This is a genomic window from Pseudorhizobium flavum (genome assembly GCF_044142885.1).
Classification (GTDB): domain Bacteria; phylum Pseudomonadota; class Alphaproteobacteria; order Rhizobiales; family Rhizobiaceae; genus Neorhizobium; species Neorhizobium flavum.
This window is the reverse complement of record NZ_JBIOKZ010000001.1, coordinates 597,840-614,538: the sequence shown is the minus strand read 5'-3', so window position 1 is coordinate 614,538 and position 16,699 is coordinate 597,840. Positions and strand designations below refer to the sequence as shown.

Annotated in this window: 12 protein-coding genes; 10 read left to right on the top strand and 2 right to left on the bottom strand. The window is 62.2% G+C overall.

Annotated elements, in window-relative coordinates:
• Positions 1 to 53 precede the first annotated feature (53 nt).
• Both ACEPP2_RS02875 and ACEPP2_RS02870 read left to right on the top strand, forming a co-directional pair.
• The gene (locus ACEPP2_RS02875) at positions 54 to 1,640 is read left to right on the top strand and encodes a hybrid sensor histidine kinase/response regulator (protein ID WP_395515729.1); all 1,587 of its coding nucleotides are present in this window, start codon (positions 54 to 56) and stop codon (positions 1,638 to 1,640) included.
• Positions 1,641 to 1,740: 100 nt separating this feature from the next.
• Complete coding sequence (locus tag ACEPP2_RS02870; protein ID WP_281978160.1) at positions 1,741 to 2,610, top strand: GNAT family N-acetyltransferase; 870 nt, start codon at positions 1,741 to 1,743, stop codon at positions 2,608 to 2,610.
• Between the two features lie 3 nt (positions 2,611 to 2,613).
• Here the strand turns inward: ACEPP2_RS02870 and ACEPP2_RS02865 are convergent, their stop codons facing one another.
• A complete protein-coding gene (locus ACEPP2_RS02865; RefSeq protein ID WP_395515728.1) occupies positions 2,614 to 4,899 on the bottom strand; it encodes an NADP-dependent malic enzyme in 2,286 nt (761 codons plus the stop codon).
• Positions 4,900 to 5,097: 198 nt separating this feature from the next.
• On the opposite strand from ACEPP2_RS02865, the gene mutS reads away from it, so the two are divergent.
• From mutS to murJ, 3 genes are all read left to right on the top strand, one after another.
• Positions 5,098 to 7,749 (top strand): DNA mismatch repair protein MutS, encoded by a 2,652-nt coding sequence (mutS, locus tag ACEPP2_RS02860; protein WP_395515801.1) that lies wholly within the window; start codon positions 5,098 to 5,100, stop codon positions 7,747 to 7,749.
• Positions 7,750 to 7,863: 114 nt separating this feature from the next.
• Positions 7,864 to 10,704: a [protein-PII] uridylyltransferase gene (locus ACEPP2_RS02855; protein ID WP_395515727.1), complete on the top strand. Its 2,841-nt coding sequence runs from the start codon at positions 7,864 to 7,866 to the stop codon at positions 10,702 to 10,704.
• Positions 10,701 to 12,272, top strand: coding sequence for a murein biosynthesis integral membrane protein MurJ (gene murJ, locus ACEPP2_RS02850; protein WP_395515726.1), 1,572 nt, complete (start codon positions 10,701 to 10,703; stop codon positions 12,270 to 12,272). The genes ACEPP2_RS02855 and murJ overlap by 4 nt, the downstream gene beginning before the upstream one ends.
• A 3-nt stretch (positions 12,273 to 12,275) precedes the next feature.
• On the opposite strand, the gene ACEPP2_RS02845 is transcribed toward murJ, so the two are convergent.
• Positions 12,276 to 12,710: a YcbK family protein gene (locus ACEPP2_RS02845; protein ID WP_077547446.1), complete on the bottom strand. Its 435-nt coding sequence runs from the start codon at positions 12,708 to 12,710 to the stop codon at positions 12,276 to 12,278.
• A gap of 459 nt (positions 12,711 to 13,169) precedes the next feature.
• On the opposite strand from ACEPP2_RS02845, the gene trpS reads away from it, so the two are divergent.
• The 5 genes from trpS to ACEPP2_RS02820 all read left to right on the top strand — a co-directional run bounded on the left by trpS (position 13,170) and on the right by ACEPP2_RS02820 (position 16,680).
• Complete coding sequence (trpS, locus tag ACEPP2_RS02840; protein ID WP_395515725.1) at positions 13,170 to 14,234, top strand: tryptophan--tRNA ligase; 1,065 nt, start codon at positions 13,170 to 13,172, stop codon at positions 14,232 to 14,234.
• Between the two features lie 103 nt (positions 14,235 to 14,337).
• Complete coding sequence (locus ACEPP2_RS02835) at positions 14,338 to 14,829, top strand: universal stress protein (protein WP_052636628.1); 492 nt, start codon at positions 14,338 to 14,340, stop codon at positions 14,827 to 14,829.
• Between the two features lie 109 nt (positions 14,830 to 14,938).
• Positions 14,939 to 15,505, top strand: a complete 567-nt coding sequence (locus ACEPP2_RS02830) for a NifU family protein (protein WP_052636631.1) — start codon at positions 14,939 to 14,941, stop codon at positions 15,503 to 15,505.
• 15 nt (positions 15,506 to 15,520) lie between these two features.
• A complete protein-coding gene (gene tsaB, locus ACEPP2_RS02825) occupies positions 15,521 to 16,180 on the top strand; it encodes a tRNA (adenosine(37)-N6)-threonylcarbamoyltransferase complex dimerization subunit type 1 TsaB (RefSeq protein WP_395515724.1) in 660 nt (219 codons plus the stop codon).
• A gap of 5 nt (positions 16,181 to 16,185) precedes the next feature.
• On the top strand, positions 16,186 to 16,680 hold the full coding sequence (locus tag ACEPP2_RS02820; RefSeq protein ID WP_052636636.1) for a GNAT family N-acetyltransferase: 495 nt from the start codon (positions 16,186 to 16,188) through the stop codon (positions 16,678 to 16,680).
• Positions 16,681 to 16,699: the final 19 nt, after the last annotated feature.

Sequence of the window (16,699 nt, the reverse complement as noted above, 5' to 3'; positions counted from 1 at the left end):
TTGCCACCTTGAAAGATCAACTGCCGCGGCTGCGTGATAGCTGCTCGATCTTTATGGACCGCGTTTCCGGGAGGCGGCTTCGTGAGGCAGAAGCGGAGAGCGCCGCGAAATCGCGCCAGCTAGCGACGGTCGTGCATGAACTGAGAACGCCGCTGAACGGCATTCTCGGCATGACCCATCTTCTCGGACAGACCCGGCTTACGGCGGAACAGCAGAACTACCTGAGTGGCATCCGCCAGTCGGGACATGCGCTGGCGCAGCTTGTAGAGGACCTTCTCGACTTTTCCACGCTCGAAGCGGGACGCTTTCGCCTCAACAACCGGACAGCCAGCATCCGTCAGCAGATCGAAACAGTCGTCGAAATGCTCGCCCCCCGCGCGCATGAGAAGGGCATAGAGCTCGCCGCGACGGTTGCAGCAGACGTACCGGAACTGCTTGAGTTCGATCCCGCTCGTCTTCGGCAGGTGCTTTTCAACGTGATTGGCAATGCCGTGAAGTTCACCGAACGCGGCGGCGTCCTGATCAGCGTCCGCGCGGACGGTTCGGACGTCGTCATCGCCGTCGCCGACACTGGTCCCGGAATGGATGCCGATGCCCGGAAACGGCTGTTCCGCGAGTTCGAGCAGATGGGTAATGCGGCCCAGCGCAGTGGCGGAACGGGTCTTGGGCTTGCGATAGCCCTTCACATATTGCGGGAACTCGGCGGCAGTCTCTCGGCAGCGAGCGAGCCTGGCCTGGGCACCACCTTCACGATCCGTTTCCCGCTGAGGCTTGCCGAGGATGCGCCGGCGGGCGCTACCCGGCGAGGTAGCCTGCTGGAGCGCAATCGGGTCCTGTTGCTGGCACCAGCCGGGCCGGCGGCCACGGCGACCGTCGCGACGATTGAAACGCTCGGGGGAACCTGCCGACATGTCGAGAGCGCAGTGGAAGCAGCCGAGCTGCTTGCGGGCGATTCAGCACAGCCGCCCTTTACCGATCTGATTGTCGATCATCGACTGGCGGCCCAGCCGATAGACGGTCAAGGTGCCATTCCGCTGCACCGCATCCTCCTCGTCAACCCGGAAGAGCGGGCCTCGCAGCCGCAGGAGCTGTATGACGCATGGCTGATACGGCCGCTGCGTGAAAAGTCGCTGATCGATGTCCTGTCCGGCCGCCTAAGAGGCTCTCGGAGCCGCGGCGAAGGAAGTCTTTCGGCCGGATCGACAACGGAAGCGGTGAGCCCACCTGCAGTGTCGAGGCTACATGTTCTTGTCGCAGAGGATGATCCCGTAGGGGCGAAACTGGTCAGCGCTGCTCTGAGGAAAAGGGGCCACCGCGTGGATGTCGTCGACAATGCAAGATCGATTCTCGATCATGCCGCAATACCGGACGGTCGCCCCGATGTCATTGTTACCGACCTGCACATGCCGGGCATGGCCACCATGGAGGCACTGGCTGAACTGCGGCGGCATGAAGCTTTGAACGCTCTTTCAGCCACGCCGGTCATCGTGCTTTCCGGAGATGCTTCAGGACAGTCGCTGGTCGGTTCGGAAGCACTCGGCATAAGCGCGCGGCTCGGGAAGCCGGCGGACCCTCAGCATCTGCTGCAACTGGTCGAACAGCTGGCCTCGCGCAAGGTTGCTTCAACGGAACTACATTGACCGGCGGCGCTGCCCCAACCTATTGTGACACCCATTGTCATTTTTCTGTAGCGGGAAGATGATTATACGGCGGTGAGTTGAACCTGTGGGGCAAATCACCATGGCGCTAGACCTTCTGAAGCATGACGTGAACGCGAACCCCAATCAGACTCTGGTTCAGCAGCCGTCCGACGAGATCCTTGGACGGATCGGCAGCCTGGAAACGCGGCTTGCGCGGACTTCGCGTGAAGTGGATGCGGCGCAGGCCGTCCGCTACCGCGTCTTCGTGGAAGAGATGAAGGCGCAACTGCCGCCGGAGGCGATGCGCCTTCGCCGTGACATCGATACCTTCGATGCCATCTGCGACCATCTCCTCGTCATCGATCGTGCCATCGAGGGTGAGATCGAGGACCAGATCGTCGGCACCTATCGACTGTTGCGCCATCAGGTGGCCATGTCCCATGGCGGCTTCTACAGCGCCTCGGAGTTCGAGATCGAGCCGTTGCTTGCGCGTCATCCCGACAAGCAGTTCATGGAACTGGGTCGCTCCTGCGTCCTGCCGGCCTATCGGACGAAGCGGACAGTGGAACTTCTCTGGCAGGGCAACTGGGCCTATGCGCTGAAGCACGGCATGGCGGCCATGTTTGGCTGTGCCTCCTTTCCGGGGATCCATCCGGAGGAGCATGCCCTGGCGCTGTCCTTCCTCCAGCACAATGTTAGTGCGAAGGGCGAATGGGCCGTTGCAGCCCGCCCGGACCTGCGCCGGGAGATGGACCTCGTGCCGCCGGAAGGGATAGACACGCGCAAGGCGCTGGCGGCCATGCCGCCGCTGATCAAGGGCTATCTCCGCCTCGGGGCCATGATTGGCGACGGTGCGGTGGTGGACGCGGCCTTCAACACGACTGATGTGCTGGTCGTGTTGCCAATTTCCGCGATCTCCAACCGCTACATCAACTACTACGGTGCCGATGCGGGACGGTTCGCCAGCTGACCGCTAGCTTCCCGCGTTGTAGGCGGCGATCGCCGCCATGTTCACGATGTCGGAATCCTTGGCGCCCATCGAGGTGATCTGCACCGATTTGTCGAGCCCAACCAGAAGCGGCCCGATCACGGTCGCCGCGCCCAGTTCCGCCAGCATGCGTGTCGAGATGGAGGCCGAATGGATGGCCGGCATCACCAGGACATTGGCCGTGCCGGAGAGGCGGCAGAAGGGGTACTGCTCCATCCGCTGCGGATTGAGTGCGATGTCGGCGGCCATCTCACCATCATACTCGAAGTCGACACGGCGACGGTCGAGGATCTTGACCGCCTCCCGTACACGCTCGGAGCGTTCCCCGGTGGGTTGGCCGAAGGTCGAATAGGCGAGCAGGGCGACGCGCGGCTCGTAGCCCATGCGGCGCGCAACCCGGGCAGCTTCGACGGCGATATCCGCAAGCTCCTCCGCCGTCGGCATGTCGTGAACTGCCGTATCTGCGACGAACACCGTCCGGCCGCGCGACAGGGCGAGCGACACGCCGATGACGCGATGGCCCGGCTTGGTGTTGATGCAGCGGCGAATGTCCTGCAGCGCCGTCGCATAGTTTCGGGTCGTGCCTGTGACCATTGCATCCGCGTCACCGACGGCCACCATCGTCGCGGCGAAGTGATTGCGGTCGTTGTGGATCAGGCGCTGCACGTCCCGCAACAGGAAGCCTTTTCGCTGCAGGCGCTCGTAAAGATGATCGATATAGGCGTCCACGCGCGTCGAGATGCGTGCGTTGACGATTTCGATGTTCGGCCGTTCGAGGTCGATTCCTGCCTTCTCCGCCGTCGTTCTTATTACGTCATCGCGCCCGAGCAGGATGGCAGTACCGAGTTGGTGATGGGCAAAGGAGACGGCCGCCCGCATCACCTGCTCCTCCTCGGCCTCGGCGAAGACGACACGTTTGGGGAAGCGGCGCACGCGCTCGTAGATGCCTTGCGTCGTCGCCGCGATCGGGTCGCGCCGTGCCGATAGTTCCCGCGCATAGGCGGCAAGGTCAGGAATATTCCGCTGTGCCACGCCGCTCTCCATCGCGGCTTCCGCAACCGCGACCGGAATGGCTGAAATCAGCCGCGGATCGAACGGCACGGGGATGATGTACTGGGATCCGAATATCGGGCGGTTGCCCTGGTAGGCGGCCGCGACATCGTCCGGCACGTCCTCGCGCGCCAGACTTGCCAGCGCTCGCACGGCGGCGATCTTCATCGCATCGTTGATTTGTGTCGCCCGCACGTCCAGCGCACCACGGAAGATATAGGGGAACCCGAGGACGTTGTTGACCTGGTTCGGATAGTCGGAACGGCCGGTCGCCATGATGGCGTCGTCGCGGATGCGGGCCACTTCCTCCGGCGTGATCTCCGGGTCGGGATTGGCCATGGCGAAGATGATCGGCCTGTCGGCCATCGAACGGATCATCTCCTCCGAGAAGGCACCCTTCTGCGACAGTCCGAACACGACATCCGCACCGTCCATCGCCTCCGCCAGCGTCCGCTTGTCCGTCTTGGCGGCATGAGCGGATTTCCACTGGTTCATTCCCTCGGCGCGGCCCTGGTAGATGACCCCCTTGGTGTCGCAGAGGATGATGTTGTCCGCGTTGAAGCCCATGGCCTTGATGAGTTCGACGCAGGCGATCGCGGCAGCGCCGGCGCCGTTGCAGATGAGCCGGGTATTTTTGAGGTCCCGCCCAGTCAGTTCCAGGGCATTGACCAGGCCGGCGGCAGCAATGATCGCGGTCCCGTGCTGGTCGTCGTGGAAGACGGGAATGTCCATCATCTCGCGCAGGCGGCTCTCGATGATGAAGCATTCGGGCGCCTTGATGTCCTCGAGATTGATGCCGCCGAAGGAGGGGCCGAGGAAGCGGACGCAGTTGACGAACTCGTCGACATTTTCCGTGTCCACTTCCAGGTCGATGGAGTCGACATCGGCGAAGCGCTTGAAGAGAACGGCCTTGCCCTCCATGACCGGCTTCGACGCCAGAGCGCCGAGATTGCCAAGACCCAGGATCGCCGTGCCGTTGGAGATCACTGCCACCATGTTGCCACGGGTGGTATAGTCGTAGGCGGTGGCAGGATCGGCGGCGATTGCCTTGACCGGCACCGCGACACCGGGGGAGTAGGCCAGAGACAGATCCCGCTGCGTCGCCATCGGCTTGGTTGGGTTGATCTCCAGCTTGCCGGGCCTGCCCTCGGCATGGAAGGCGAGCGCTTCGCTTTCCGTTACGGATGTGCGCGTTCGGGCGGCCTTCTCATTCACTGGCATTCCTCCTCCCAGCTTCCTGTGGGCAGCCGTTCTTCTGGCTGCGGCGGCTGTTGTCTTTCCGGGGCCAACATCGATAGTGTCGGCAATTCCCCTGCGCAACAAAAAACCGGTTCCGTGACGCAATTCGAAAGATTCTCCATCGACGCGCTGACCACGGCTGAGCTGGCGACGGCAGAAAGCCGCGCATCGGCAACGCCGATGATGGAGCAGTATATCGAGATCAAGGCGAACAACCCGGATTCGCTCCTCTTCTACCGGATGGGAGACTTCTACGAGCTCTTTTTCGAAGATGCGGTGGAGGCGTCCCGGGCGCTGGGGATCACCCTGACCCGACGCGGACAGCACATGGGCCAGGACATCCCCATGTGCGGCGTTCCCATCCACGCCGCCGACGACTACCTGCAAAAGCTCATTTCGCTCGGCTTCCGGGTGGCGGTGTGCGAGCAGGTCGAGGATCCGGCAGAGGCGAAGAAGCGCGGTTCGAAATCGGTGGTGAAGCGCGACGTCGTCCGGCTCGTGACGCCGGGAACGCTGACCGAGGAAAAGCTGCTTTCTCCCTCGGAACCAAACTACCTGATGGCGCTCGCACGTATTCGTGGCGGAGCCGATCCTCAGCTGGCGCTAGCCTGGATCGACATCTCGACCGGCGTCTTCCGGCTCGCCGAGACCGATCAGTCGCGACTTCTCGCCGACATCCTGCGGATCGATCCACGCGAACTGATCGTGCCGGACACCATGTTCCACGATGCCGAACTGAAGCCGGTGTTCGACGTTCTGGGCAAGGTTGCGGTCCCGCAGCCGAGCGTTCTCTTCGACAGCGCCAGCGCCGAAGGGCGCATTGCCCGCTATTTCAGTGTCGGCACCCTTGACGGTTTCGGCAGCTTTTCCCGGGCAGAAATGGCGGCGGCTGCGGCCGCGGTCGCTTATGTGGAGAAGACGCAGATATCCGAGCGGCCACCACTTGGCATCCCCGAGCGCGAGAGCGCCGCCTCGACGCTCTTCATAGACCCGGCCACCCGCGGCAATCTGGAACTGACGCGGACCCTGTCCGGAGACCGGGACGGCACCCTGCTAAAGGCCATCGACCGGACCGTGACCGGTGGCGGCGCCCGCCTGCTCGTCGAGCGACTGATGTCACCGTTGACCGACTCGGTGCAGATCAACCGAAGGCTGGATTCGATCTCCTTCCTGATAGATGAGCCGTCACTCTGCTCGGAGCTCCGGACGACCTTAAAGCATGTTCCGGACATGCCGCGGGCCCTTTCGCGCCTTGCGCTCGATCGGGGCGGCCCGCGTGACCTGGGCGCGATACGTCGCGGCCTCGAGGTGGCCCGCGCCGTCGCATCGTTCCTCGAGAAATCGATGCTGCCGGAGGAACTGGGAACAGCGCTGGAGGATATCCGTTCCCTCCCGCCAAACCTGGAGCAGCGGCTCGCAGAGACGCTGGCCGAGGACCTGCCGCTCCTGAAGCGCGACGGCGGCTTCCTGCGCGAAGGCGCCGATGCGGAACTCGACGAGGCGCGTGCATTGCGCGATCAGTCGCGACGGGTTATCGCCGGCCTACAGCTGCAATATGCCGAGGAAACCGGCATCCGATCGCTCAAGATCAAGCACAACAACGTACTCGGCTACTTCATAGAGGTGACGGCAGGGAACGCCGCGCCGATGACCGACAGCCCGGAGGCGAAGGCGCGCTTTATCCATCGCCAAACGATGGCGAACGCCATGCGCTTCACCACCACCGAGCTGGCCGATCTGGAGAGCCGGATTGCCAACGCCGCCGACCGCGCGCTGGCTATCGAGCTGGCGGCCTTCGATCGTATGGTCGAGGCGGTGACCGGTGAGGCCGAGGCCATCAAGAAGGGCGCGCGTGCAATCGCCGTCATCGACGTGGCAGCGGCTCTGGCCATACTCGCGGAAGAATGGAGCTATCGCCGTCCGACAGTGGATGCGTCCCGTATGTTTGCGATCGAAGGCGGCCGCCATCCGGTCGTGGAGCAGGCGCTGCGGCGGCAGTCGGAAGGTCCCTTCATTGCCAATGACTGCGATCTCTCGCCGTCGCAGGAAGGGGAGTTCGGGGCTCTCTGGCTGCTGACAGGCCCCAACATGGGGGGCAAGTCGACATTCCTTCGGCAGAATGCGCTGATCGCCATCCTCGCCCAGATGGGGTCCTTTGTTCCGGCGTCGTCCGCGCATATCGGGGTGGTCGACAGGCTGTTTTCACGCGTCGGAGCCTCCGATGATCTCGCCCGGGGCCGGTCCACCTTCATGGTGGAGATGGTCGAGACGGCTGCCATCCTCAACCAGGCGACCGATCGCTCGCTGGTCATTCTCGATGAGATCGGCCGGGGAACGGCCACCTTTGACGGTCTCTCCATTGCATGGGCGGCGGTCGAGCATCTGCATGAGGTCAACCGCTGCCGCGGGCTCTTCGCTACCCATTTCCACGAGCTGACGGTTCTGTCGGAGAAGCTGAACCGGCTTTCCAATGCCACGATGCGGGTCAAGGAATGGGATGGAGAAGTGGTCTTCCTCCATGAAGTCGGACCGGGTGCCGCAGACCGCTCCTATGGCATTCAGGTTGCCCGTCTTGCCGGCCTGCCTGCCTCTGTGGTCGCGCGGGCAAGGGACGTGCTGACGAAGCTGGAGGATTCCGACCGAAAGAACCCGGCGAGCCAGCTAATCGATGACCTGCCGCTGTTTCAGGTGGCCGTCCGGCGCGAGGAGCAGCGGAGGGTAGGGCCATCCAGGGTGGAAGAAGCCTTGAAGGCGATCAATCCGGACGACATGACACCGCGCGAGGCGCTCGAGGCGCTTTATCTGCTGCGCAAGCAACTGCCTCGTCACTGAAAATACCGGAAACTCTCCGGCACACGAAGTGTGAACGGGGAATGATGATTAGTATTGGCCAGTCCGTAGCGGAGCGGATATAGGCTCCATTCAGGCCGGCATCAGCGGGATAAAATGGTTCAGGACGCGATCGATCTCTCCGACATCCTCGACGTGGAAGCGCTGCGGGCAGATTGTCTTGCGGCTCTGCAGGACGAAGGCAAGTCGGCACTGGATCGGCGCGCTGCGGTGCTTGCGGTGTTGAGGAGTGCCAGCACCGAGGGCCGGAAGAAGATCCGCCGGCTGCTGGACGAGGATGGCGGTGGTCTCGCCTGCGCCCAGCGCCTTTCATGGCTGCAGGACCAGGTGATCCAGGTCCTGCATGTGGCGGTGGCAGAGACCCTCCAACCGGAGGCAAGCAGCATCGCGGTCGCGGCTGTTGGTGGATATGGCCGTGACACCCTGGCACCCGGTTCGGATATCGACCTGCTCTTCCTGCTGCCTGCAAAGAATTCCGACGCCATGCGGAAGGCGATCGAATTCTTGCTCTATGTCCTCTGGGACATGGGCTTCAAGGTCGGCCATGCAACCCGCACGGTGGAGGAGTGCATCCGTCTTTCCAAGACGGACATGACGATCCGCACGGCGATCCTCGAAAGTCGCTATGTCTGCGGCGCCGCGGCGCTGGTGGCGGAGCTGGAGAAGCGGTTCGATGCGGAGATCGTCGCCGGAACGGGTGAGGAGTTCGTCGCCGCCAAGCTGGCGGAACGTGATCTGCGCCACCAGAAATCTGGCGACACCCGCTATCTGGTGGAGCCGAACGTCAAGGAAGGCAAGGGCGGCCTGCGAGACCTTCATACGCTCTTCTGGATCGCCAAGTACTACTACCGAATCCGCAACGCGCAGGAACTGATCAAGCTGGGCGTCCTCTCTCGCCATGAATGGAAGGTCTTCCGGAAGTCGGAAGATTTCCTTTGGGCTGTTCGCTGCCACATGCACTTTTTGACAGGCAAGGCGGAGGAGCGGCTTTCCTTCGACATCCAGCGCGAGATCGCCGAAAGTCTCGGCTATCATTCGCGGCCAGGCCTTTCTGCCGTCGAGCGCTTCATGAAGCACTACTTCCTGGTGGCAAAGGACGTCGGCGACCTGACCCGGATTTTCTGCGCGGCGCTTGAGGACGAGCAGGCAAAGGAAGCACCAGGCCTGAAGCGGGTGATCTCGCGCTTCACCAAGCGTGTGCACAAGATTCCCGGAACCGTGGAGTTCGTCCAGGATCGCGGCAGGATCACCCTGGTTGATCCCGATGTCTTCAAGCGCGATCCCGTCAACATCATCCGCTTTTTCCACGTTGCTGACATCCATGGGCTTGAGTTTCATCCGGATGCACTGAAACGCGTCACCCGTTCGCTCTCCCTCATCGGCAACGAGGTGAGGGAGGATGAGGAGGCCAATCGCCTCTTTCTGTCGATGCTGACATCTCGCCGGCAACCTGCGCTGATGCTGCGCCGCATGAACGAGGCCGGCGTGCTGGGGCGGTTCATCCCCGATTTTGGTCGGATCGTCTCGATGATGCAGTTCAACATGTATCACCACTATACGGTGGATGAGCATCTGATCCGTTCTGTCGATGCTCTGTCGGAGGTAGACAATGGCAGGGCGGCGGATATCCATCCGCTTGCCAACAAGCTGATGCCCTCGGTCGAGGAGCGGGAGGCTCTCTACGTCGCTGTCCTGCTTCACGACATCGCCAAGGGGCGGCAGGAGGATCATTCCGTTGCAGGCGCGCGCATCGCCCGTAAGCTCTGCCCCCGCTTCGGCCTCAACACCAAGCAGACGGAACTGGTCGCCTGGCTGATCGAGGAACATCTGCTGATGTCGATGACAGCCCAGACCCGCGACCTCCACGATCGCAAGACGATCACGGACTTCGCCGAGAAGGTCCAGTCCATGGACCGGCTGAAGCTTCTACTGATCCTGACGATCTGCGACATCCGTGCGGTCGGCCCGGGTGTCTGGAACGGCTGGAAGGGGCAATTGCTGCGCACGCTCTACTACGAAACCGAGCTTCTCCTTTCCGGCGGCTTCTCGGAACTTTCGCGCAAGGAGCGCGCCCAGCAGGCCGAGCAGGAGCTCTACGACGCACTTGCTGACTGGAACCAGAAGGACCGGCGGGTCTATTCGCGGCTGCATTATCCGCCCTACCTTCTGTCGGTGCCGCTGGAAGACCAGGTTCGCCATACCCGCTTCATACGTGAGGCCGATCAGAAGCGGCAGGCACTTGCGACCACGGTCAGGACCCATTCATTCCACGCCATCACCGAGATCACCGTCCTCGCACCGGACCATCCCCGGCTGCTTTCCGTCATCGCAGGGGCCTGCTCCGCAGCCGGAGCCAATATCGCCGACGCGCAAATCTTTACGACGTCCGATGGGCGCGCGCTCGACACGATCCTCATCAATCGCGAGTTCCCGGTCGATGAAGACGAGCTTCGCCGGGCGGCCACGATCGGGCGGATGATCGAGGACGTGCTTTCGGGGAAGAAGCGTTTGCCGGAGGTGATCGCTACGCGCGCGAAGGCAAGGCGACGCAACAAGATGTTCGACATCCCGCCCTCGGTGATCATCTCCAACGGCCTGTCGAACAAGTTCACCGTCGTCGAGGTCGAGTGCCTCGACCGTCCGGGACTTCTGGCGGAAATCACCGCTGTTCTCGCGGACCTGTCGCTCGACATCCACTCGGCGCGTATCACCACCTTTGGCGAGAAGGTGATTGATACCTTCTACGTGACCGATCTGCTTGGTACGAAAATCACCAACGAGAACCGGCAGGGCAATATTTCAGCACGCTTGAAGGCAGTGATGGCCGAGCAGGAGGACGAGCTGCGGAGCGGCATGCCCTCCGGAATCATCGCGCCGGCTCCCATGCCCGCCCGGCGGGTTCAAGCCGCTCCGCGTCGACCAAAGGCCGACGCATGAGCCTCGTCCGCAAGTTCGCAACGGTCGGTGGTGCAACCCTCGGCAGCCGTATCTTCGGCTTTGCCCGCGAAACGATGATGGCGGCCGCGCTCGGCACCGGCCCGATGGCGGACGTCTTCTACGCGGCATTTCGTTTTCCCAACCTCTTCCGGCGGTTGTTTGCCGAGGGAGCGTTCAACGCCGCCTTTGTCCCGCTCTTTTCCAAGGAGATCGAGACGCACGGGGTGGAAGGTGCCAAGCGGTTCTCCGAGGAGGTCTTCGGCGTCCTGTTCTCGGCCCTGCTGCTGATCACCATTGCCATGGAACTGGCCATGCCCTGGCTGGTGGATTGGATTATCGCTCCGGGCTTTGCCGGTGACGCGGAGAAATCCGCGCTCACGGTCCGGCTGGCAGTCGTGATGTTCCCCTATCTCATGTGCATGTCGCTGACGGCGATGATGAGCGGCATGCTGAATTCGCTTCATCATTTCTTTGCCGCCGCGATCGCGCCGGTCTTCCTCAACGTGGTGATGATCGCAGCGCTCGCCTATGCGTGGTGGAGCGGAGCCGATCCCCTGGCGACTGCCTGGTATCTCTCCTGGAGTGTCCTCGTCGCCGGCGTGCTCCAGCTTTCCGTGGTCTACTTCGGTGTTCGTCACGCGGGCATCAGCATCGGATTTCGTCGCCCGCGTATGACGCCCAACGTCAAGCGCCTTCTGGTTCTTGCCGTGCCCGCGGCGATCACCGGCGGGATCACGCAGATCAACCAGATCATCGGCCAGGCAATCGCATCCGGCAAGGAAGGGGCGATCGCCGCGCTTCAATACGCCGACCGCATCTATCAGTTGCCGTTGGGTGTGGTCGGCGTGGCGGTGGGCGTGGTCCTGCTGCCGGAACTGTCCCGGGCGTTGAAGGCGGGCCACATGAAGGAGGCAGCCGGCATTCAGAACCGGTCGCTCGAGTTCGTTCTGTTCATGACCCTGCCGGCGGCTGCGGGGCTCTGGGTTCTGTCCGAACCGATCATCCGCGTCCTCTATGAGCGCGGAGCATTTTCTGCGGAGAACACGACAGTGGTGGCCTCGATCCTGGCCATCTACGGCATCGGGCTTCCGGGCTTTGTTATGATCAAGGCGCTGCAGCCGGGATTTTATGCGCGGGAAGATACGCGCACGCCCATGCGGTTCACAATCATCTCGGTGATTGTCAATTCGGGGCTGGCAATCACGCTTTTCCCGATCCTGGCGGAGCGCGGCATTGCTACTGCCGAGGCGGCCGCAGGCTGGATCAACACGATCCTGCTTTTCTCCACCCTGCTCTGGCGAGGGGATCTCGTTTGGGAATGGGCGCTCCTGCGTCGAACGCTGTTGCTCATCGTGTCCGCGGGCGTGATGGCTGCAACACTGATCTATGCGCTGCCATATGCGTCGCCTTGGCTCTTGCCGCAGGTGCCGCTTCTGCAGCAGATCGCAGCACTTGCCGCACTGATCGGGCTAGCGGTCGCGGTCTATTTCCCGGTTGCCTTCCTCATCGGCGGTGCCGAAATCGGCATGATCCGCAGGAACCTCAGGCGAACGCGCCCGAAGGGCTAGCGGTCACTTCCGACGTCCGCAGTGAGCCCAACGGCGCTTTGGCCCGATATCCACGTGCACTAGTCCATTGCAATATCGGCCGATGCCGCCGATACCTGGGGCGCTGGCAGCGACCGCCAGAATCTTCTTCTCGGACACACCCGGGACGCGGATATCGGCGGCGTAGCAGTTGCTATGCTGCGAGCGGCCGGAGCGTGGGCGGTGGCCGGACGTAACGACCGGCCTCTTGCCCGTGTGGACCGCGATATGGGCCAGGATGGCCTTCAGCTTGGATGGGAAGCAACTGGTCCTGACGCTGACCCGCTGGACCGTATAGGCAGCTGTATAATCGTGCTTGAAGATATTGCCGCGGCGCTTCTGTGAGTTGTCGGCTTCAGCAACACCGCTCAGGCCGACCGAGAGTAGAGAGGCAAGCGCGACACGAAGAACAATGCGCATGGTATCCCCCTATGGTTGGCTCAAAATCATCTTGAGCCTTCTTAGGTGGGCCGGAAAATGGTTCCAGAAAGTGTCGCAAATATGAAGGAATATTCTGCGGGCGTTGATGGCGTTGTTTGTTGGCTCGGGTGTTCGTGCACCGCGCGGCTTCGATAGCGGAAGAAATTTTCGAAAGGCAAAAGGAATCAGTGCTCAAGGCGACGCATTGGAAGCTATGCAAAATCGACGCACGCAAGACAGAATATGCCAAAAAATGCGGCGGCATTCGACGAGGTCGCCGGTTTTTGAGTAACTCATGACGAGGCGGAGAGGCGAGTATGTGGCAAAAATGAGGCAGAAACTTGTCCCGCTGGCTCTTCGCGATCTACTTGATCGGTGCGGCAGGGGAGTGCATAAGCCCGACCGTTAGCAACATGGCCCACTGGGCCTGGGGCCCTCCACCAGCCTATTGAGGACAAGATGAATACCTTCCAGCCGCTCGTGTTTTCCGGCGTGCAGCCAACAGGCAACCTGCATCTCGGCAATTACCTCGGGGCCATCCGGAAATTCGTGGCTCTCCAAGAGAACAACGACTGCATTTATTGCGTCGTCGATTTGCACGCGATCACCGCGCAGTTGGTTCATGATGATCTGCGCAATCAGATTCGCTCTATCGCGGCCGCGTTCATCGCATCCGGTGTCGATCCCGTGAAGCATATTGTCTTCAACCAGTCGGCAGTGCCGCAGCATGCGGAACTGGCATGGATATTCAACTGCGTCGCCCGCATCGGCTGGATGAACCGCATGACGCAGTTCAAGGACAAGGCCGGCAAGGACCGTGAGAATGCCTCCCTTGGCCTCCTTGCCTATCCGAGCCTGATGGCGGCCGACATCCTTGTCTACCGTGCCACGCACGTGCCGGTGGGCGATGACCAGAAGCAGCATCTCGAACTGGCGCGGGATATCGCTCAGAAGTTCAACATCGATTTTCAGGACAAGATCCGCGCAGCCGGCACCGGCGTCGACACGGTCGTCGGCGAGGAGCCTATCCATGGATATTTCCCGCTGGTGGAGCCCCTGATCGAAGGTCCGGCGCCCCGCGTCATGTCGCTGAAGGACGGTACGAAGAAGATGTCCAAGTCCGATCCGTCGGACCTTTCGCGCATCAACCTCATGGACGACGCCGACGCGATCCTGAAAAAGATCCGCAAGGCGAAGACCGATCCCGATTCGCTGCCCTCGGAGGTTGACGGCCTTAAAGGTCGCCCTGAAGCGGACAATCTTGTCGGGATCTATGCGGCACTGGCGGACCGAAAGAAGGAAGATGTGCTGAAGGAGTTTGGCGGACAGCAGTTCTCGGCGTTCAAGCCGGCCCTTGCCGATCTCGCGGTCCATGTCCTCTCGCCGATCACCGGCGAGATGCGGCGGCTGATGGACGACACCACGCACATTGATGCTATCCTTCGCGACGGTGGTGAACGGGCCCGGGCGCGGGCATCGAAGGTGATGGGCGACGTCTTCGACATCATAGGCTTCCTGCGCTGAGCGTGCGGCTTCGTCGCAATCGCCCCGGTTTTAATTTCGTCGCGTTCGTATAAATTCCGCGGCTCGACCGTCCGCGTCGAGCTTCGGGAGGAAGGGGGCTGCCATGGTTTCAAAACGCCTATCTCGACTTGAGGGACACCGCCGCAAGTTCATGGCGATCATCGACGGCACGCCGGAATGCGAAAGGGCTGTGCACTACGCCGGGCGCCGCGCCAAGAATTCCAATGGCGGGCTTGTCTTGCTGTTCGTCATCCCGGAAGGGGACTTTCAGCAGTGGCTGGGCGTCGAGGCGATCATGCGCGCCGAAGCCCGCGAGGAGGCCGAGGCCATCATGGCCAAGGCTGCCCAGAAGGTGCGCGAATCGATCGGCATCGACCCGGAAGTGGTGATCCGGGAAGGCAATGCCACGGATGAGATCAATGATCTGGTCGAAGAGGACCGGGATATCGCCATCCTTGTTCTTGCGGCAGCCTCGGCCAAGGAAGGTCCCGGCCCCCTCGTGTCCGCCATTGCGGGCAGAGGCGCCGTGTTTCCCATTCCCGTCACCGTTCTGCCCGACAGTCTGTCCGACGAGGAGATCGACGCACTGTGCTGAGGCGCTTGACGGCAGGGATCGAAAAGCGCACTTGAACCGAAAGGTGATCGGGATTATCTTCTTTGGAAGAATTCTAAACTAAGTGCCGTGCGCACTTCGGAGAAGCGAAATGTTCATTCAGACCGAGGCAACGCCGAACCCGGCAACCCTGAAGTTCCTGCCCGGCAAGGTGGTCATGGAAAAGGGCACTGCGGACTTCCGCAATGCTGGCGAGGCGGAAGCATCGCCCCTCGCCTCGCGCCTTTTCGCAGTTCCTGGAGTGACCGGCGTCTATTTCGGCTACGACTTCATCACCGTGACGAAGGAGAGTGGTGAGTGGCAGCACTTGAAGCCCGCCATCCTCGGCTCGATCATGGAGCACTTCATGTCCGGTCAGCCGGTCATGGGCGGTGGCACAAGCACAGCCGAAGCCTTCGACGAAGAGGGCGAGTTCTATGACGAAGGAGACGAGACGATCGTCGCTACGATCAAGGAGCTGCTCGAAACTCGCGTCCGGCCTGCTGTTGCCCAGGATGGTGGCGACATCACCTTCAAGGGCTTCAAGGACGGTACTGTCTACCTGAACATGAAGGGAGCATGCTCTGGCTGCCCGTCGTCCACCGCGACCCTGAAGCACGGCGTGCACAACCTGCTTCGTCACTTCGTCCCGGAAGTCCAGTCGGTCGAAGCTCTCTAAGGCTGTCGGCTGTCGATGCTCCTCCTGGCCATTGATACCGCCGGGGCCGATTGTTCCGCGGCGGTCTATGACACATCCTCCTGCAAGATCCTCGGTTCCGTCGTCGACAACATCGGCAAAGGGCATGCGGAACGGCTGATGGCCGCGATCGACGAGGCGCTAGCCCAGGCCGGTCGGCCCCTTTCCGATGTCGGACGGATCGCGGTTGTCGTTGGACCCGGCTCCTTCACGGGAATTCGGGTCGGCGTCGCGGCGGCGCGCGGGCTCGCGCTTTCCCTAGGTGTGCAGGCAGTCGGGGTAACGACCCTTGAGGTGCTTGCCCACGCCTTCCTCGATGGAGGACATTCCGGCCCGGTGGTCGCTGCGATGGATGCCAAGCGCGGCGAACTTTATGTCCAGGCTTTCGCTGCCGATGGGAACTCGCTGGGGGAGCCGCAGGCGCTTCCGCCGCAGGCCGCGAGAGATCTGGCAGCTTCGCTTTCCGCCGATCTGACGGGATCGGGACGTGATCTTGCCATGGGTGGGGAAGCATCCGCTGGTGCCGATCGCTTCGATATCTCGATCATCGCGCGACTGGGGGCGGCAAAGCCCCTGGACGCGGCGCGTCCGAAGCCGCTTTACCTGCGTGGGCCGGATGCCAAGCCGCAGACCGGCTACGCGCTTGCCAGGGCTTGATTGCGATGCTGGAAGAATATCTCCAGTGGAAGCCCTTTTTCGAGATTGTTCCGCTCGAGAACCAGGACTGCCGTGAGATATCCGAGCTCCACGGTCAGCGGTTTCCACGTCAGTGGAACGACGGCGAATTTCTCGGCCTGTTGCTGCAGCCGAACGTCTTCGGCTTCATCGCCCGCCAGACCAATGCGTTCTTCTCCCGTCCGGCGGCGGGCTTCGTGTTGGCGCGAGAGACTGCCGGCGAAGCGGAGATATTGACGATAGCGGTCGCCGAGCGATTTGCAGGGGCGGGCTTGGGTTGGCGCCTCATGCAGGCGGCCCTGCGCGAGGCCGAGCAGCGAGGCGCGGAAGAAATCTTCCTGGAGGTCGAGGCTGCCAACGAGCCGGCGGTCCGGCTGTATCGGAAGCTCGACTTCGTGACCGTCGCCGAACGTCCCGCTTACTACGAAAGCGCCGGTGGGGAGCGGTCGTCGGCGCTTGTCATGAAGCGCGATCTTCGCTAGTTCCATCAGTTAGATAACG